The organism is Paenibacillus sp. BJ-4 (assembly GCF_020404765.1).
Lineage (GTDB): Bacteria > Bacillota > Bacilli > Paenibacillales > Paenibacillaceae > Paenibacillus.
In genome coordinates this window covers 91,838-109,000 of the sequence record NZ_JAIVEM010000122.1, presented here as the reverse complement: position 1 = coordinate 109,000, position 17,163 = coordinate 91,838, and the positions used below count along the sequence as shown (strand labels likewise).

Annotated in this window: 15 protein-coding genes and 1 pseudogene; 13 read left to right on the top strand and 3 right to left on the bottom strand. The window is 46.6% G+C overall.

Annotated elements, in window-relative coordinates:
• From LCF57_RS18760 to LCF57_RS18740, 5 genes are all read left to right on the top strand, one after another.
• On the top strand, positions 1–1,119 hold a 1,119-nt coding region (locus tag LCF57_RS18760), incomplete at its 5' end, for a WIAG-tail domain (protein WP_226002058.1).
• Between the two features lie 159 nt (positions 1,120–1,278).
• The gene (locus tag LCF57_RS18755; RefSeq protein ID WP_226002057.1) at positions 1,279–1,815 is read left to right on the top strand and encodes a hypothetical protein; all 537 of its coding nucleotides are present in this window, start codon (positions 1,279–1,281) and stop codon (positions 1,813–1,815) included.
• 168 nt (positions 1,816–1,983) lie between these two features.
• The gene (locus LCF57_RS18750; RefSeq protein ID WP_226002056.1) at positions 1,984–2,694 is read left to right on the top strand and encodes a response regulator transcription factor; all 711 of its coding nucleotides are present in this window, start codon (positions 1,984–1,986) and stop codon (positions 2,692–2,694) included.
• A 2-nt stretch (positions 2,695–2,696) separates the two neighbouring features.
• Entirely contained in the window at positions 2,697–4,076 is a 1,380-nt protein-coding gene (locus tag LCF57_RS18745) for a sensor histidine kinase (protein ID WP_226002055.1), read from the top strand.
• 213 nt (positions 4,077–4,289) lie between these two features.
• Complete coding sequence (locus LCF57_RS18740; RefSeq protein WP_226002054.1) at positions 4,290–5,357, top strand: ABC transporter ATP-binding protein; 1,068 nt, start codon at positions 4,290–4,292, stop codon at positions 5,355–5,357.
• A 140-nt stretch (positions 5,358–5,497) separates the two neighbouring features.
• Here the strand turns inward: LCF57_RS18740 and LCF57_RS18735 are convergent, their stop codons facing one another.
• A complete protein-coding gene (locus LCF57_RS18735) occupies positions 5,498–6,781 on the bottom strand; it encodes a polysaccharide lyase family 1 protein (protein ID WP_226002053.1) in 1,284 nt (427 codons plus the stop codon).
• 456 nt (positions 6,782–7,237) lie between these two features.
• On the opposite strand from LCF57_RS18735, the gene LCF57_RS18730 reads away from it, so the two are divergent.
• On the top strand, positions 7,238–7,975 hold the full coding sequence (locus tag LCF57_RS18730; protein ID WP_226002052.1) for a cyclase family protein: 738 nt from the start codon (positions 7,238–7,240) through the stop codon (positions 7,973–7,975).
• Positions 7,976–8,135: 160 nt separating this feature from the next.
• Here the strand turns inward: LCF57_RS18730 and LCF57_RS18725 are convergent, their stop codons facing one another.
• Positions 8,136–8,549 (bottom strand): DUF4183 domain-containing protein, encoded by a 414-nt coding sequence (locus LCF57_RS18725; RefSeq protein ID WP_226002051.1) that lies wholly within the window; start codon positions 8,547–8,549, stop codon positions 8,136–8,138.
• 464 nt (positions 8,550–9,013) lie between these two features.
• Between LCF57_RS18725 and LCF57_RS27670 the strand changes: the two genes are divergently transcribed.
• The 4 genes and pseudogenes from LCF57_RS27670 to LCF57_RS18705 form a co-directional block, all read left to right on the top strand.
• Positions 9,014–9,676 carry a DUF4183 domain-containing protein gene (locus tag LCF57_RS27670; protein WP_264083701.1) on the top strand — a complete coding sequence of 221 codons (663 nt, stop codon included), beginning with the start codon at positions 9,014–9,016 and terminating at the stop codon, positions 9,674–9,676.
• Between the two features lie 262 nt (positions 9,677–9,938).
• On the top strand, positions 9,939–10,514 hold the full coding sequence (locus LCF57_RS18715; protein WP_226002049.1) for a TetR/AcrR family transcriptional regulator: 576 nt from the start codon (positions 9,939–9,941) through the stop codon (positions 10,512–10,514).
• Between the two features lie 83 nt (positions 10,515–10,597).
• Positions 10,598–11,179 carry an NAD(P)H-dependent oxidoreductase gene (locus LCF57_RS18710; protein ID WP_226002048.1) on the top strand — a complete coding sequence of 194 codons (582 nt, stop codon included), beginning with the start codon at positions 10,598–10,600 and terminating at the stop codon, positions 11,177–11,179.
• 86 nt (positions 11,180–11,265) lie between these two features.
• Positions 11,266–11,520: pseudogene (locus LCF57_RS18705) on the top strand (endonuclease V); the annotation flags it as partial.
• 360 nt (positions 11,521–11,880) lie between these two features.
• On the opposite strand, the gene LCF57_RS18700 reads toward LCF57_RS18705, so the two are convergent.
• Positions 11,881–13,074 carry a glycoside hydrolase family 5 protein gene (locus tag LCF57_RS18700; protein WP_226002047.1) on the bottom strand — a complete coding sequence of 398 codons (1,194 nt, stop codon included), beginning with the start codon at positions 13,072–13,074 and terminating at the stop codon, positions 11,881–11,883.
• A 456-nt stretch (positions 13,075–13,530) separates the two neighbouring features.
• Here LCF57_RS18700 and LCF57_RS18695 point away from each other — a divergent pair, with 456 nt between their 5' ends.
• The 3 genes from LCF57_RS18695 (at position 13,531) to LCF57_RS18685 (ending at position 17,163) form a co-directional block, all read left to right on the top strand.
• Entirely contained in the window at positions 13,531–13,974 is a 444-nt protein-coding gene (locus LCF57_RS18695; RefSeq protein ID WP_152379040.1) for a HEAT repeat domain-containing protein, read from the top strand.
• Positions 13,975–14,186: 212 nt separating this feature from the next.
• On the top strand, positions 14,187–15,179 hold the full coding sequence (locus LCF57_RS18690) for a Gfo/Idh/MocA family protein (protein WP_226002046.1): 993 nt from the start codon (positions 14,187–14,189) through the stop codon (positions 15,177–15,179).
• 223 nt (positions 15,180–15,402) lie between these two features.
• Positions 15,403–17,163, top strand: a complete 1,761-nt coding sequence (locus LCF57_RS18685; RefSeq protein WP_226002045.1) for a sensor histidine kinase — start codon at positions 15,403–15,405, stop codon at positions 17,161–17,163.

The window sequence follows — 17,163 nt, the reverse complement described above, 5'->3', positions numbered from 1 at the left end:
ATCGACGAAGCTGTGCAAGGAAATCATGTGGCAGAAGAGGCCATCCAGTCGAGCCATTTGGCCCCGGAATCCGTCACCTCTGCCCATTTGCAGCCTTCATCTGTGTTGACCCGGCATATTTCGCCGGGGAGTGTATCGGTTCACGCGCTCCAGACAGGAAGCGTGAACGCTGAGAAGCTTGCACTCCGGGCGGTGCGTGCTTCGCATCTGGCGGAAGCTAGTGTAGGCTCCGTACATCTGACGGAGCATGCTGTACACCCGCAACATCTGGCCGATGGGGCGGTACAGGAATCTGCGCTGGCAGAGGGCGCGGTGCAGTCCAGACATATCGCATTGGATTCGGTCCAGTCGGAGCATCTGCAAGCAGGGGCTATCCAGCAACAGCATGTAGGCTGGCAGGTGGTGTCGGAGGATGCCTTGCAGGAAGGATCGGTTACGTCCAGCAAGATCCCGAGTGGGGCGATACATTCCTGGCATGTGGCTGAGAAGTCCATTGAAGGCCAACACATTGGGGAAGAAGTCATTGATACGCATCACCTGAAGCCAGGGGCGGTGACACTGGCTCAGCTATCCACAGATATTCACCTCTCGGGGCTTTTGCCGGAGGAAGGCATTAGCGGCGACAGGCTCCAGGCAGACAGCGTATCTCGCAGCCATCTGAAAGCTCAGGCCGTCGACAGTGAGGTGCTGAGCCCGGAAGCTGTAGGATCGGAGCATCTGCAGGTCGCTGCAGTACAAAGCCATCACCTGGCAGAGCAGAGCATCGGAGGGCATCATCTGGTGGAAGGCTCCATAGGCTCGCGTGAGCTGGAGCTGAATGCAGTGAAGCCGGAGCATCTGAGTATCACTCCTGTTCGTACTTGCGCAAATCAGCCCGCATTGCAGCAGTTTGGCAGAGCGCCGTTTCTTCTAAAAGGTAGTGAAGGAGAGACGGAGGTTACGATTGTGTTCGAGGAGCCTTTTGTGAACCCGGACTATACGCTTGTAGCCATGACTAACCATCCTCTTTTTCATGCGACACTAAAATCACAGACGCCCAGTGGTGCGGTGATCGTCGTAACCAAGTGGAACGAAACCTCGCATAACTACGGCATTGTTTCCTGGATTGCCATCGGTTAGTGAAGGCGATGATTGTGTAACATTTATAGCGTGCAGCTCGTGTGTTTTCCGGATACAGAGCTGCACGCTTTTTTCATATACTTTTCACACATTTACTCCACAATTATCCCGAATTCTCCTGATAAGCTAAAGATACTTTAAAGGAGAGGTGATTCAATCATGAAAAAATGGACTAAAAATGCAGCAGCCGTATTGACCGTAGTAAGCGTACTGGGAGGAGCAAGCAGCGCATTCGCCGCTACAGCAACAACGACTCCAGCCAAAGCAGCACCAGCTGCCAAAGCTCCTGCTGTAACAGCACCAGCTACCAAAAACCCGGCGAAAGCACCTGTGATAAAAACACCTGTGGTGAAAGCACCCGTTAAAAAAGCTGTAGTAGCTCATAAAGCAACAACAAAAGCGAAAAAAGCTCCTGCCAAAAAAGCAGTTGCCAAAAAAGTGGCGAGCCACAAAGTAAAAGCAGTAAAAGCGAAACACCGTACAGTTAAACATCATGCCGTTAAACATAAAGCCGTTAGACATAAAGCAACAGCACACAAAACTCGTGCACATCATGCTGTAGCTAAAAAAGCAGCTCACAAAGTAGTCCACAAAGCTCCGGCTAAAAATGTCGTATCTGCAAAAACAGCTCCAAAAACAGCAGTGAAAACAGCTCCAAAAGCAGCTGCTAAAGTAGTAACAACAACCAAAAAATAAGGTTGAAGCGCAGTCAGTTTTCAGTTCGCCTGGCATATACAGCAGCGATTTATGATAGAAAAGACGGGACCGGGAACGGTATACCCGTCTTTTGTCTATTCTACCGGGCTTCTGTTAAGCTTATAGAGAGGATGGAACCATCCAGAACAACGGCAAGGGGTTATGATCATGACAAAAATAGTAGTGGTGGATGACGACGTGTTTATTTTGCAATTAATATCTGAGTATTTGAAAAAAGAATCCTACGAGGTGACTTCCTTTTCCAGTGGCAAAACCCTGGTTGAGCATATCCGTACGGACCGTCCGGATTGCCTCGTTCTTGATATTATGATGCCCGGAATTGATGGGCTTTCCCTGCTGACTCAGCTTCGTGAGTTCACGGAAATGCCAATTATTATGATTTCCGCACGCGGTGAAGAAAGTGATCGTATTCACGGGCTGGAGCTGGGATGCAGTGATTTTTTAACCAAGCCTTTTAATCCACGGGAGTTGGTTGGAAGAGTCAAAGCGATGCTGCGACTGAGCAAGGCAGGGAATTCTGCATCGGATGAAAAGGGTGCAACAGGAAGCGCAGAAGTATGTCATGCAGGCAATCTGTGTATATTTGCAGATTTTCGTAAGGTTACAGTGGACGGACAAGAGTTGAATTTGACCTCGCGGGAATTTGACCTGCTGCTGTTTCTTTCGAATCATTTGGAAAGACCTTTTGGCAGGGAGCATCTGATTCAGCAGGTATGGAGCTATGATTTTATAGGTGATGTAAGGGTCGTGGACGATCTGGTCAAGCGAATTCGTAAAAAGCTGGCGGAATATCACTCTACGCTCCTCATTAATACTGTGTGGGGATTTGGATATAAAGCAACGGTTCAGGAGCAGTAGCCATGCGTACGATGAGAGCTAAAATACTGCTGTCTCTATCTATCGCAATGCTCATTACCGTCTGTATTACGGTGGTTTTGTTCATCAGGCTTATCGACGACCTTCTTGTAAATCAGGCTAAATCCAAGCTTCATGAGCAAGCACGCAAAGCCGTCCATATTATGAGCGACGGAGGCTTTGACCGACTGGATAACGCTGAGCTTAACTATGTTATCAAAGGCATGCTTTTGTCTGCCGATTATTTTATTTTAAGCACAGATAACCGCATTATCGACTCCAGCGTCTCTGGAATGGAGGGCAAAAAGGTAGAGAGTTTGCTATTGATCCGTCAGGGATTTTTTGCATCCATTCATCCGTCTGCTCGTGATCTGTCCACCGTACATGAAGGAGTTGCTGTGCTGCAAGGCAAAAAGATACTGTTTACCAATGAAGAATTGCCCGGCCAACCTTTTCGTATTTTTGTATACTCCCCGTTGTCTTCATTAAGAGCGCTGTATGTCCCGCTCATGAGAACCACCATATTGTCCATCGTGGCGAGTTTTCTGGTGATTCTCGTCATTGGGCTGATGGTCGTTTCACGACTGGTACGCCCGCTCAAGCGATTGAAGGAGGCTGTAGGCAACTTTGAGCCAAATCAACCGCAGGATAGTGATTTTCCGCAGGCAGATAAAAGCGAAATTGGAGAACTGATCGGCACCTTTCATTCCATGTCCACCCGTATTCAGCAGCATCACAACAGTCAAATTGAATTTTTGCAAAATGTATCTCACGAGCTAAGGACACCGTTAATGTCCATTCAAGGCTACGTATATGCCATTCAGGATCAGGTCGTATCCCAGGACGAGGGGCTAAACATTATTAAAGTGCAGTCCCAGCGATTAATTGATATGGTGGAAAAGCTGCTTCAGCTATCGAGGCTGGAGGGGTTGAATGAAGAATGGCCTGTCTCTCTGATTGATCTTAAAAGCATGGCAGAGGACGCTGTTCATTTGTTAATGCCGGTGGCTGCTGAACGCTCGATCTCGCTTCGTGTAGAGGGGGAGGGTCTGCATGTGGCTGTTCCGGCCGAGCAATTGTTCCGTATGATATTGAATTTGTTGCAAAATGCGGTTCGACACACCTCTACGGAGGTTATTATTCACTTGGAGGCGGGGACAACACCAGAGGTTGTATGGGTTATGCATGTGGATGATGACGGAGAAGGGCTGACTGAACAAGAGGCAGCGGAGGTGTTCGGAAGATTTTATACAGGCTCGAACGGTGTCACGGGTCTGGGATTGGCCATTTGCCGTCAAATTGCTTCCCGGCTGGGCGGTGAATTGATCTGTACACGTTCACCATTGGGCGGGGCACGGTTTAGCTATATACAACGTATGTTATAAATGAGTACAAAAATGGTTAAAACTGATCGTTTTTCAAACTGAATATACCATACACATGACATGTAATGATAGATTTTTGATCTTATTTTAGATATTGCTTGACTGGCAGGTACTAAACTGAGTAAAATTGTTCGTATATACCTTGACTCATGAACGTCGTTTTTTTAGATAGTGGTCAATAATAGTGATGAATAAATATGAAAGAGTGATGAGATGAACCGCCTTTTGGAAGTGAAGGACTTAACGATATCTTTCAAGACCCGTCAGGGACTAGTGCAGGCCATTCGTGGCGTAAACTTTCATGTCAATAAAGGAGAGACGCTGGCCATTGTCGGTGAATCCGGCTCAGGCAAAAGTGTAACCTCACAGGCTGTTATGAAGCTGATTCCGACCCCTCCCGGCATTTATCAAAAGGGGCAAATTTTATTTGACGGGGAAGAGCTGATTCATAAAACGGAAAAGCAGATGCAAAAAATTCGTGGTAAGGAAATCGGTCTGATTTCTCAGGACCCCATGACTTCGCTTAATCCGACAATGAAGGTCGGCAAGCAGATCACGGAAGTGCTTTTCAAGCATGAAAAGATATCCAAGGATGCTGCTCACATGCGGGGCATTGAGTTGCTTAACCTGGTAGGGATTCCGCATCCAGAGCAGCGCTTTAACCAGTATCCGCATGAATTCAGTGGCGGTATGCGTCAACGTGTCGTGATTGCGATGGCACTGGCTGCTAATCCCAAGCTACTGATTGCCGATGAACCGACGACTGCACTGGACGTAACGATTCAAGCTCAAATTTTGGAATTGATGAAGGATCTTCAAAAGAAGATCGACACTTCCATCATCTTTATTACTCATGACCTCGGCGTTGTAGCGAAGATGGCGGATCGTGTTGCTGTTATGTATGCTGGGCAAATCGTGGAAACAGGTACGGTTAATGAAATTTTCTATAATCCGAAACATCCATATACTTGGGGGCTTCTCGCTTCCATGCCAAGTTTGGACAGTCATGGTCAGAAGTTGGCAGCCATTCCAGGAACACCTCCGGATCTGCTGCACCCACCTGTAGGGGATGCCTTTGCAGCCCGCAGTAGTTATGCCATGAAGATTGACTTTGAGAAAGAGCCTCCACTCTTTCAATTATCCGATACACACTTTGTGAAATCATGGTTGCTGCATCCAGATGCGCCTGCGGTTGAGCCACCAGAAGCGGTAAAGGCCAAGCTCCGCAAGCTGGATAATGCATTTGAAAAGCCGGTGTTGGTAGAACAATACAGCGTTTAATAAACGATGTAATTTGTTTTAAACAACTCGAAAATAAAAAAGGGCTGCTCTCTCCGTGGAATCATCTACGGGGAGAACAGTCCTTTTTGGTGTAAAAACAGGTTGTTAGAGCTGTGATTGTTTGTGTCAGCAAAGCAGTTTTACAGTTTGCCGGAACCAGCCTGAGAAGTGACTTCTGCTTTTACGCTAGCCGATGGGGAAATTTTATCGTTCAGCGTTGGTTTCCAGCCTACAGAAGAGCTAAGACCCGCGCTGGAGCCTGCGTTAACAGCTTGTCCATTCAAGAGTGTGCCCGTGTCTGACAGGGCAGTTCCACCAAAGACAGACACAATTTTGTCTGCAGATAAGCCCGCAACGTCGATGACATTGTTTTCGGCGAATATTTTGGAGGATTTACCTGCGCCCCATATATACAGTGAAGGATATTCGGAGCGTTTTACATCACCTGCATAGTAATTGTTATACACATGGACTTGTCCATACCGTACGCGTGGTGTGCGTTGTACGGTGTTTTCATAATAATTGTGATGTAGGGTTACACGTAAGGCCCCTTCATCTGCTTTTTTGCTGTCGCTGTTGCCAATAATCGACGATTTATCATGATCGTAAAAGTGATTGTAAGAAGCCGTAACCAGATCGCCCTGGTTAATCACATCGAGAAGTCCATCATGATGCTGGTATTCCTGACCGTAAAATGTACCGTTTTGGCTATCGGGATGAGCCCCATCATTAAAGGAATTATGGTCTACCCATACATGTGTGGCACCGCTAATTGTAATGCTGTCATATTCCGAATTCCAGTTGCCTGTACTACCGTCAGTTGGGTCCCACTGAGGAAAATAATCGTAGGCATCCTGGAACTCAATATTACGGATAATGACGTTGTCTGTCCCTTTTTTCAGTTGGAGGTTAGCGCCGTTAATGACGGCATTGCTACCTAGACCAATAATTGTTGTATTGGACGGAATATCAATGACGACACGACTGGCCTGATTTTTTTGTGAAGCCTCACGTGCATCTTCCAATGTACCGGATGGAAGCTTTTTACCCCATGTGGACGGATCGTACGCTTTGAGGTAGGCGTCAAAATCATATTTAGGGTCCTTGTAATCGTTTAATCCCAATGGCTTGTTATTGTCATCGACGTTGGCGTTGATTGTGCCTTTGACATAGATGATTTTAGGCGTACTATTGCTGCTTTTGCCCAAAGCGTCGACTAATTGCTTGCGATTCGTTACGGTGAAAATATTGGAAGAAGAAGCCGCGGCTCCGCCTGTTGTGCCTGTAGAAAAGGCTGCCCAACCGTTTTTGCTGCCGAGCGTTTCTTTACCAAGATCGGTGGCTGCATGAGCAGGTGTACCAAGAGGAGTCAGGGTAGTGAACAGCAAGGCTGCTGCGATTCCGATTGAAAATCTCTTTTTCATAAATTACCTCCGTATATGAGATGAATGGGTAGACGAACGAAGGAGTCCCGGGTGCTCCTATGGTTTCTACATTTTCTATCATACTTCTCATTCCAGTATTTGTTAATATAATAAAAGTTACATACTAAAATTTTTGTCGAATTTTTTATATAATGCCATAGACCCCTACTTTTTTCCAATAAAAAAGCATACAAAATAATGAAAACGTTAACAATCACATGAAATGGGAATTGTATATATGAATATATGGAATTGTTTTTGTGTTTTTTGCTCGAATACAATACTCTTAATGGGTTTTATACTAGACTAGAGGAGGTAAAAATAGATTCTCTAAAAATGTTAACGATTTCAATCTCAATCTCAATTTCTATTTTTCTGAATTAGTAGTGGGTTTGTAGATATTTACCAAATCGTCAGGTACAATGCTTGTAATATAGCTGAGGAGGAATGGGCATCATGGCAGAGCATTTAGCAGATATTTTGAAGTTGTTGAAGCAAAAAGAGTGGGTGGATTTGTCCCACACCTTTTATCCTGAAATCCCTCATTTTCCAGTATTCGATCATGTTCAGGTGGATACCCTATTTACCCACGATGATGGCTTTTTTGTAAAACAATACTGCTTTCCGGGTCAGTACGGCACTCATATAGATGCACCCGTTCATTTTGTGAAGGGTAAACGTTACTTGCATGAGCTTTCGTTGAAGGAGCTGGTTTTGCCGCTGGTTGTCATTGACCGTTCGGCTGCTGTTGCAGCCAATCCCGACTATGAGCTTACGGTTGCGGATATTCTGGATTTTGAAAAGGAGCATGGACGCATAGCCGATCAATCCTTTGTCGCCTTTCGCAGTGACTGGAGCAAGCGTTGGCCTGATTCAGATGCCTTCTCGAACAAGGACAACGTCGGAGACGCACACTGCCCGGGCTGGTCGCTGGAGGCACTGCGCTTTTTGGTAGAAGAACGAAATGTAGCTGCCATTGGACATGAGACACTGGATACCGATTCCTCTGTAGCCTATCGCAAAGCGGGCAAGTTGGTAGGGGAATATTACATATTGGAGCAGGATCGTTATCAGGTCGAGGTGCTGACGAATTTGGACAAGCTGCCGGCGACGGGGGCGATCATTTATAATATCGTTCCGAGCATTCAGGATTCCCCCGGATTTCCGGTGCGTTCTTTTGCTATCTTGCCTTAATCATCTGATACCGGATTATTGGAATACAATTATATAATCATCTTGAGCTTAAAAGACCGATTCAGATATCGACATCTGAATCGGTCTTTTCTAGCTTATACGGGGTAGTGTACAGCGTGAGTGTATGTTCAGTCCATCTTCAATCAAATAGTGAAAGGTCTTAAGTGATAATAGTAACCGTAGGAGCAGAGATGGTAGGCTGAGTTGTGATGGTGGAGGTTGTGCCGCTAAAATCAGATATTTCTATGACAACTGGGACCCCTGGTGTAATATCTACGGAGCTAATGACCAGACTTGCTGTAGTTAGGGTGAATAAGGAACTCTGCTGAATCACTCCATTAATATAATAATTAGCAGAATCCGTAGCCGCTAATGTCGGCAGAGCAACAACTGGAGCATCTGCGTCATCAACAAAGCTTGCGGCAGGAACAGTTGTTGTTGTTGCTCCGATCATCCCGGCTGTAATTGTTGCAAAAAAACGAGTCACGGCTGGTGTTACAGTCGTGGTTACAGCACCACCAGTTGCTACGGGAGCAGTAGCTACTGCTGTATATACAGGTTTTATGATTGGCATTGATCTTACCTCCTTTCTTTGTCGGTATGAGCCAATCACTGGCTCTTAATCAATAAATGATTTTTTAACCTATTCGGAACGGCACATTAACGTTGCTATTAATAATAGGGTGGATAGAGGAGGCCCTTTTTTTGCGAGTGTAGCCTGGTAACGACCACTTGGTATTCGGCTACTCAAATGCCTAAAACCCCAAAGGGATATGTGCATATAATACATGAGGATGAGAAAAGGAGGTGTAGATGGTTGGTATGGGGATACGCGATTCAGCACTAAGGAGACATCGAAAGCGAACCGTACATTGTAAGATCATCAGTCGAAGTAAGATCATCAATCGAAAAAAATGTAAAACAAGTCATCCACTTAAAGGCAGAAGAAAAAGAGGACTCCATGCCCAAAAGCATCCAAAGCTAAACATACAACGACGGTATTACAATATTCATGGAAGGCATCGGAAGAAAAGGAACTTGGTAGATACGCGAGATATAAAAGAACTGGATGGAAAGGACAGGACTGCTGGTTCAAAGGGAGAACAAGGCATTCCCGGTTTGACAGGACAGCAAGGTCAAGCCGGACTGGCAGGTGCATTGGGGGTTTCAGGTGTAGCAGGAGTGCAGGGCGTACCAGGTCCAGCGGGACCGCCGGGAGTTCAGGGAATACCGGGTCCAGCAGGATTACAGGGAGCGCAGGGCTTGCCGGGTCCAGCTGGTGTGCCAGGTATACCAGGAGCAACGGGCTTACAAGGTCCTGCTGGAGCACAGGGCATAACTGGCCCAACAGGAGCCCAAGGCATAACAGGTCCAACCGGCCCGGCACCTGACATTTCAAATATTGATATTATCCCCACGGCTCAGCGGTATTTTTATTTTGCTCCTGATTCTATTGAATCTTCGGTCACGATTATGGTGGATCAATTTTCTGTAGATGGTATGCAGGTGGATATTCAGCGGTTTTATGTCGGGAGCAACAGCTATACCAATTTGTATATTAACGGCATGATCCAAGAAAGCACATTGTACAGCCTGACACCTGCATCGCTGACGATTCACCTCAACGAAGGGGATATAATTTCCCCCGGCACACCTATTATTGTCGAAATTGTTCAATTTAGTGTACGATCCAGTGCGTGACACCTTTACGATGCAATACCGTATTTTCTGATGGTTATTTTAAAAACAAAAGTGGTTACACGGCGCCGGCCTTTCTATGCGAACGCCAAGCTGTTCGGCTGCCAGTCTGGACTAGAGTGGATTGCGCAGCCCGCCCAGCAGCCTCCTTGAAGGCAAGCACAAGATTACGAATTTCCTCAAGGGTCAGTGCATAGGTCTGTTTGGTGCAGCGCATGTTTACATATGGCTTGCATTTTGGTTAGTTATCACTTACTATATGCTTATGAACAAGAAAACACATGTAGATAGCAAAAAGAAGGATATTTTGCAGGCGGCGATGCGCTTGTTTGCAACCAAGGGGATTGACGGAATTTCCGTCAAACAAATTGGAGAGGCCGCCGGCGTAACGGATGCCGCGATATACAAGCATTTTAAGAGTAAAGAAGCCATGGCTTTGGAAGTATTCGGGCAATATTGCAATAGCTATACCACATTAATTGACTTCTACCGCAAGCAGAATGGGAGCTTCGTCAGTCGTTTCCATCAACTGGTGGATGAAGTACTGGGAATGCATGATGAAGATCAGTGTGGCCTGCTTCTGCTGTCACAGCATCATGAGCTGTACGTTGAGGCAAGCCATAGTCAGAATGTGCGTCAGCCGCTGGAGGCGTTAACGGAATTCATCGAGCAGGGGATTCAACGTGGAGAATTGCCCAAGCAGGATGCCCAGTTATCCGGTGTGCTTATCATTGGAGCTATTACACGCTTATCCGTGTCCAGCCTGGAAGGTGAACTTCCGCAGGAACTTATTCCATTTGCAACAGAGGTCAAGCAACGTTTAACCGCTTTATTAAAGTAAAGGTCAGTAGTGGCCTTTTCTTTTAAATAAAAGGTTAGTGTTTTCTAACTAAAAACATAATATGAGGGTAGGAAGTGATTTATATGTCTAAAAAAATATTGGTTATTCAGGGAAATCCGGTCGTTGGCAGTTATGGGGAAGCGCTGGCTCAATCCTATGTAAAAGGAGCAGAGGCTGCAGGAGCTGAGGTGCGTTTGTTGCAGCTATCCGCGTTGGATTTTAATCCAAATCTATTAGGGGGATATCGTAATAAATTGCCATTGGAGCCTGACTTGATCCAAGCACAGGAGTCGATTAAATGGGCAGAACATCTCGTTTTTGTTTTTCCGATCTGGTGGGGCAGCTTGCCTGCATTATTGAAGGGATTTATTGACCGTACCTTTATGCCAGGGTTTGCGTTTAAGTATCAAAAAGGAAAACCCTTGCCTGATAAGCTCTTAAAAGGCAGAACGGCCCACCTCATCACAACGATGGACGGACCGCATTGGTATTACCGTTTTTTTCAAGGGCAGCCGGGGCATCGCATGATGAAGGATTCCACGCTACATTTATGTGGTGTCAAGCCCGTGCGTTCTACCACCATTGATTTGATGAATAAGAAGACGGAGCGACAGCGCAACGATTGGCTAGGCAAGGTGGAGCAGTTGGGGCGAAGCATGAGCTAGGAAGTTGAGAAATATTTACTTTTCATGCGAGCATCTTTATTTTCGCAAGTTTTAATTATTTAGTTATATTCTAATTGTTTAGAAATGAGGTCAAAGAACCCTCTCAAGAACGAGGGGCATGTTCGTTATTAGTGGCTCATGAGGAGATCATCGGCGGAGTGTTAAGAACCCAGGACAACATTAAACCTCTTTTTGTATCCGTAGGTCATCGTATTTCATTAGAAACTGCCTGCAACTGGATATTAAAGCTTTGTCCACAATATCGCTTACCTGAGACAACTCGACAAGCTGACCAGCTTGTGAGAAAAGCTTTATCACAGGTAGACCATGGTGGTATCTGATCATAATCGACCTGACAAAAGGAAAAAGACCACAATGGGAGGAACTGGATTGCATGGTGAGCCTCTTCGTTGAAATGATAGATGGACTCATTACTCTCATAATTCAAATCCAACATATGTATTTATCGGTTAAAAGAGAGATTTAGTTTACAGAATGACCTATCCAATGGGAGATTTACAATGTGTAAAACTGGAAAGAAGGCGTTATAAGGGGAGGAAAGCATGGATATACGTGGAGTGTAACCCTGGACGTCTGCAGGCACCATAAAAAAGCCGTTTCTCCACATCTTCATAGCCCAGCATAATCTGGCTTAAAGGAGGAAAAGCGGCTTTTTCAATAAGTGAAGTGAAGTCCTGTGCCTATTCGGCTGCTGCTTTGACTTGCTCTGCTGCGAAATTTACAGGCTTCATAATCCGGCTCAGCATATCCTGCTTTGGACGATTCCAGGTAACCCAGTCATCCAGCAGCAGACCGCCTGTGTCGCCGCTATTCGGATTCAGGGACCAGTACGTAAAGTACAGGTTGTTGGCACCAATATAGTCTACGAGTGCATTTTGCCATTTACCCTCAGTAGAAGACAAATCAACATTGCGACCGCCGAATTCACCGACCAACACCGGAGCTATGTTTTGCTTGCTGATGTAGCCCCAGGTTTGATCCCAGATCGCTGGCAGGTTGGACGGGAAGGTTGGGTCGTTGAACCATGGCTGCGAGGACACACCAGGGCCGTAATCATGTGGAGAATATACGACACGGTTCGGTACATCGAGAACGACAGGGTAGTTGGCTACACCTGTCAGGTTGCCACCCCACCAGTATTGGCTATTGTTGCCTTGTACATTGTGGTCCACACCTTCTACGAGGATTAGCCAATTCGGATTCACGGACAGAATCGCATTCCCCGCGCGCTGTGCAGCCAGACGCCAGTCTGTGGAGAGATTGCCTGTACCCCAGCTTGCCTGACCGTGTGGCTCGTTGTGCAAATCCGCACCGATGACGGTAGGGTTATTTTTATAACGTTCAGCCAACATCTTCCAGTCACTAATCCAGCGAGACTCAGGGTACTGGGAGGTGTACCACAGCTCGGATTGTCCACCTGAGCCCGGACGGTGACGGTCAAGGATAATCTGAATACCGCGTTGTCCAGCTTTTTCGACCAGCTTGTCCATAATTTGAATCGGAGTCAATCCGACCAGATCAGGATTTTTGTGATAATCAATACTGTCTGGACGGGAACTAGCATCGAACAACTGATTGCTATAAGGCAGGCGGATCAGATTGTAGCCTTCCTTTTTCACCTGGTCCAGCATGTCGTCCATCGAGCGGCTCCACAGTCCATGCAAGGTGTAATTAGGAGTTTCCAAACCGAACCAGTTCAAACCGTTAAACGCCGCCTCTTTCCCGGATTCGTCCACAATCTTGTTTCCTTCAGTATGGTAATATCCTTTCACACTGGCTGCATCTGCCGAAGCGGGAGTGTAGCCATACAGTGTGAAGCCCATGACGAGGGAGGCAATGACGAGAAATGATTTCTTCATGCTTTTTCTTTTCATGTTTCTTGCTTCCTCCTTTATTTAAATGTAGTTGTAACCGATTACAATTTCATTTTATGTTCAAATATTCCATTAAACAAGTTCATAAAATTCGTATATTTCTAAGATTTCGTTCGGATTCAATAGATTTGTAACAACGGTTTGTCAAGCTAAGTGCGAAAGTTCCTCTTGTAAAAGATTCGTCTCGAGGCTGACCTCAGCAAATACAGCATACTAAATGAAAATCACACGCCACATCAACGAATGATGAATTTGATTCGGTTGAATGGTTCGAGATATGAAGAAGACCTGCAAGTATGTTATATTTAACAAACGGCAATCGTGATGAACAGTAATGTAGTGATTTTTTTAGTAAAGCCACAGGACCGAAGAACAAGTGTGCAAAGCGTTCTGATGGTGGAACCGCTACAGGATCGAATATAGATTGACTCAGTTATAGAAAAGGATGAGATGATTTTGGAAAACAACGAAACTCAGCAGGAATTTGCAGAAGTATATGAGCAGCTTAAAGTAGCTGCAAACCGAACCTCCGATTGGAAAGCGCGTCTAGCTGCGGTAAATGATCTGGGTGCATGGAAGAACCAGCAGACGATTGACTTGCTGACACACCGTTTGAATAATGATACGGTATATGCCGTTCAGGAAGCCGCTTACCGCAAGCTTCAGGAATGGGGCGAGAATGTACAGCCGCCTGTGCGCAAAGAGGGTGAGCTTGTTAAGGGCCTGACGAAGATTCTGGTGCGGATTAAAAAAAGTCTGCCAGCCGACCATACCTATAACGATTTTCGCGAGAAGCTGCACAAGATGAGAGTCGATATTTATGACGTCTATGAAGGTGACAAGGGTGCTGAGTTTGATCAGTGGCTGGAGCAAAAATGGGCCTCGTTATCCACAAGATAATGTCTTAACCCTGAAATAGAATGTATTTTTAAGGATTGTTACTGGTGATGCAGACGAAGCCTTAACAAGGATAAGGGATTATCTTTGTTAAGGTCTTTTTTATTTTGTTCCCTTAAAAATGATGTCCTTGATCTTTCTGCCACTGTGTATATACTTTGTCCATATGGTACGATAGTATCGGAATATTTTAGTGACACATTGGAGGGACCAACATGAGCAAGGCGAGGCTGTGTTTTATCGGGGCTGGTTTTCACGCTTCAACCAATATATATCCTGCTGTCATTCAAGCAGGTGCTGAAATTCAAGCGATTGCGACCAGAGATATAAGCAGATCGGAGGCAGCGCTTCAGCGGTTTGGGAGCAGCGGTACGCCTTATGACAATTACAAGACTATGCTGGAGCAGGAAGACTGTGATGGAGTTGTTGTAATTGCACAAGCGGCAGATCACCCGTCGCTCGTACTGGACTGTATTAGGGCCGGAAAACATGTTTTTGTAGACAAGCCACTGGGCTGGAATGCTGAGGAAGCGGCGCAAATTGCAGATGCGGCGGAAGCAGCGGGCATCGTGCTGATGGTCGGTTTCATGAAGCGCTACGCGCCTGTATACATAAAATTGAAGGAACTGATTGAGGGTGGCTCGCTTGGATCCGCACGTTCATTTCAGGCGAAATTTCTCGTGGACAGCACCCTGTTTTGTAAAACTGGCGAAGATTTCATGAAGCTGGCGGCGGTTCATATGGTCGATCTGGTACGTTATTTGTTCGGGGAAGTGGTGCAGGTTAGCGGATTTGCGAACGATAACGGCGAGTTTATTTCCCATGCGATTTCGCTGAAATTTGAAAATGGTGTGGTGGGCAGCGTATACTTCGCAGGTATGCCAGCATGGACACGCGAGAGCGAAGGGATCACTGTAACCTTTGATCACGGTTTTGCGAACGTGGATGAAGTGAACACACTGATCATTCACAAGTCGGAGAGTCACACGGAACTCCCTTGGAAATTCCTTGCGGAAAACGATACGGTTCTGACACCTTCAGCCTCGGCGATGTCGGGCGGGTACCGTGATTTGTATTTGCGCGGTTTTGTTGGTGAAATCGCTCATTTTATGAACTGCTGCCAAGAAGGACGTACACCTTATTCAAGTGGACGGGATAACGTGAAAACGATGGAGCTGTGCGACCGCATTTTGGCTGCACTCCAATAGGATACAGACTGAAAATATACAAGCTTTGAGCCTGAACTGTATCTTGGTGGGAGGGCTTTGAAAGAAGCTTCGGTTTAACTAGCCAGTAGATGGCTCCTGCATTCGTCAGGAGTCATCTTTTTTAATTTTCACTGAAAATATGCCAACAAAGGGGAACGATGCGATAGAATAGAAAGCGTTATCATTACTCATTTTGCTGTGATGATCTAGGGGGAGAAGACACATGCGTTCTAGGTTCCAACCATTAAATACGTTGCGTAATCAGATTTTTATCGGGTTTATATTGGTGATGCTCATTATGATGAGTGTGGCGGGGGCGTTCATTTACCTCAATGTATCTGGCCTGTTGAAAAACAGTGCCGAGCGGCATATTGGTCAGACCGCGATACAAGCAAGCGGCAGGTTGGATGCATTAATCGGCCAGATGGACAGCCTGACGGAGCAGGTGGCCAATCATCCGTCAGTTCAGCATATTTTGCTGGAGGAGCGCAACGGGGGCAAGGTGTCTTTTCGACAGCGTCAATCACTACTGCAAGTGATGCATAGCTATCAGGCTTATATGCCGAGTGTCGGCTCGCTGGAGCTGTATACCGCCGAAGGGAAGATGTTGTTTCCGATTAGAGAGGGTAGTCTGGAGGAACGTATTGGAAAGGCGGATATCCGGGAAGCGAATCAGATGAAAGGCAGACTGGTCTGGATCGGCATTGATCCTGAAGACCCCCGGTCACTGCTGGCGATTCGGCAGGTGAGCCTGGTGGACCGCTGGTTTTCACGCGGAGGATATCTGATTACCCGCATGGAGCGAAGTTATTTCGGGCTGAACGATGCATCAGTGAGCAATGAAGAAGCGGATGAAACCATGCTGCTTGTAGATCGTCAAGGCCAACTGCTGTCGGGTGAACCTATGAACCAGACGGATTTGTCAGGTGTACTACATAGCAAGACACAGACGGTTCATATTGGGGAGCGGGAATATGTGAAGGCGGTTCAGCAATCGGAGCGGACCGGCTGGTCGCTGCTGATCCTGATTCCGGTTAGCGTCGTCACAGACGGAATTACGGTTTTACGGACTACACTTATCATCTCCGCGTCTCTTGGTGCCGTGTTATTTCTGTTTATGTCCTTTATGTTGTCTACGTTGATTACAAGACCGATAGGTCATTTGATTCAGGCGATGCGCCGTTCAAGGCAAGGAGCTTTGGCCCTGAATCCAGAGCCGGCAGCAGCGGTCGAACTGCGGGAATTGAACGCAGAGTACAACGCGATGATTGTCGATATCAATGAATTGATCCGTGTCATTTGGGAAAAGGAGGTTTTACAAAGTCAAACCGAGCTTAAAGCGCTGCAGGCGCAGATCAACCCGCATTTCCTTTTTAATACGCTGGATGCTTTCAACTGGTCGCTACAGGAAAAGGGAGAGGAGGAGCTTGCCAAGCTGATGGTGTCCATGTCGCGGCTGTTTCGTTATATTATTGAACCGGCTCACCATGACGCTTGGGTGACACTCGGGGAAGAAATAGCACAAGTCCGCCGTTATCTGGAACTGATGGAGATGCGCCTAGGTGAACGTTTGAGCTGGCAAATTCATATGCCTCTGGAGGCGGCCAGGATTCCGCTTCCTAAGCTGCTAATTCAGCCTATTCTAGAAAATGCCATTTTGCATGGCGTCGAAAATCGCATCGGCAACGGCCGCGTTGAAATCCGTGTCACTCCTTCGGCAAAACCGGGTTGGACTAAGATCGCGGTCATCGATGACGGGCCTGGCATGACACCGGAGGAACTTGCGGGTGTACGTGCAGCGCTGACGGAAGGATCGGCCTGCCAGAGCAAGGGGACCGGCATGGGACTGGTTAATGTGCAGCGCAGGCTTGCTCTCTATTATGGCAGTATATCTGATCCAACGGACGGTTTGCTGATACATAGTGCTGTACAGGAAGGAACTGTGGTCGTTTTTGAAATTCCTGATGAATACGGAGGGCGGTAG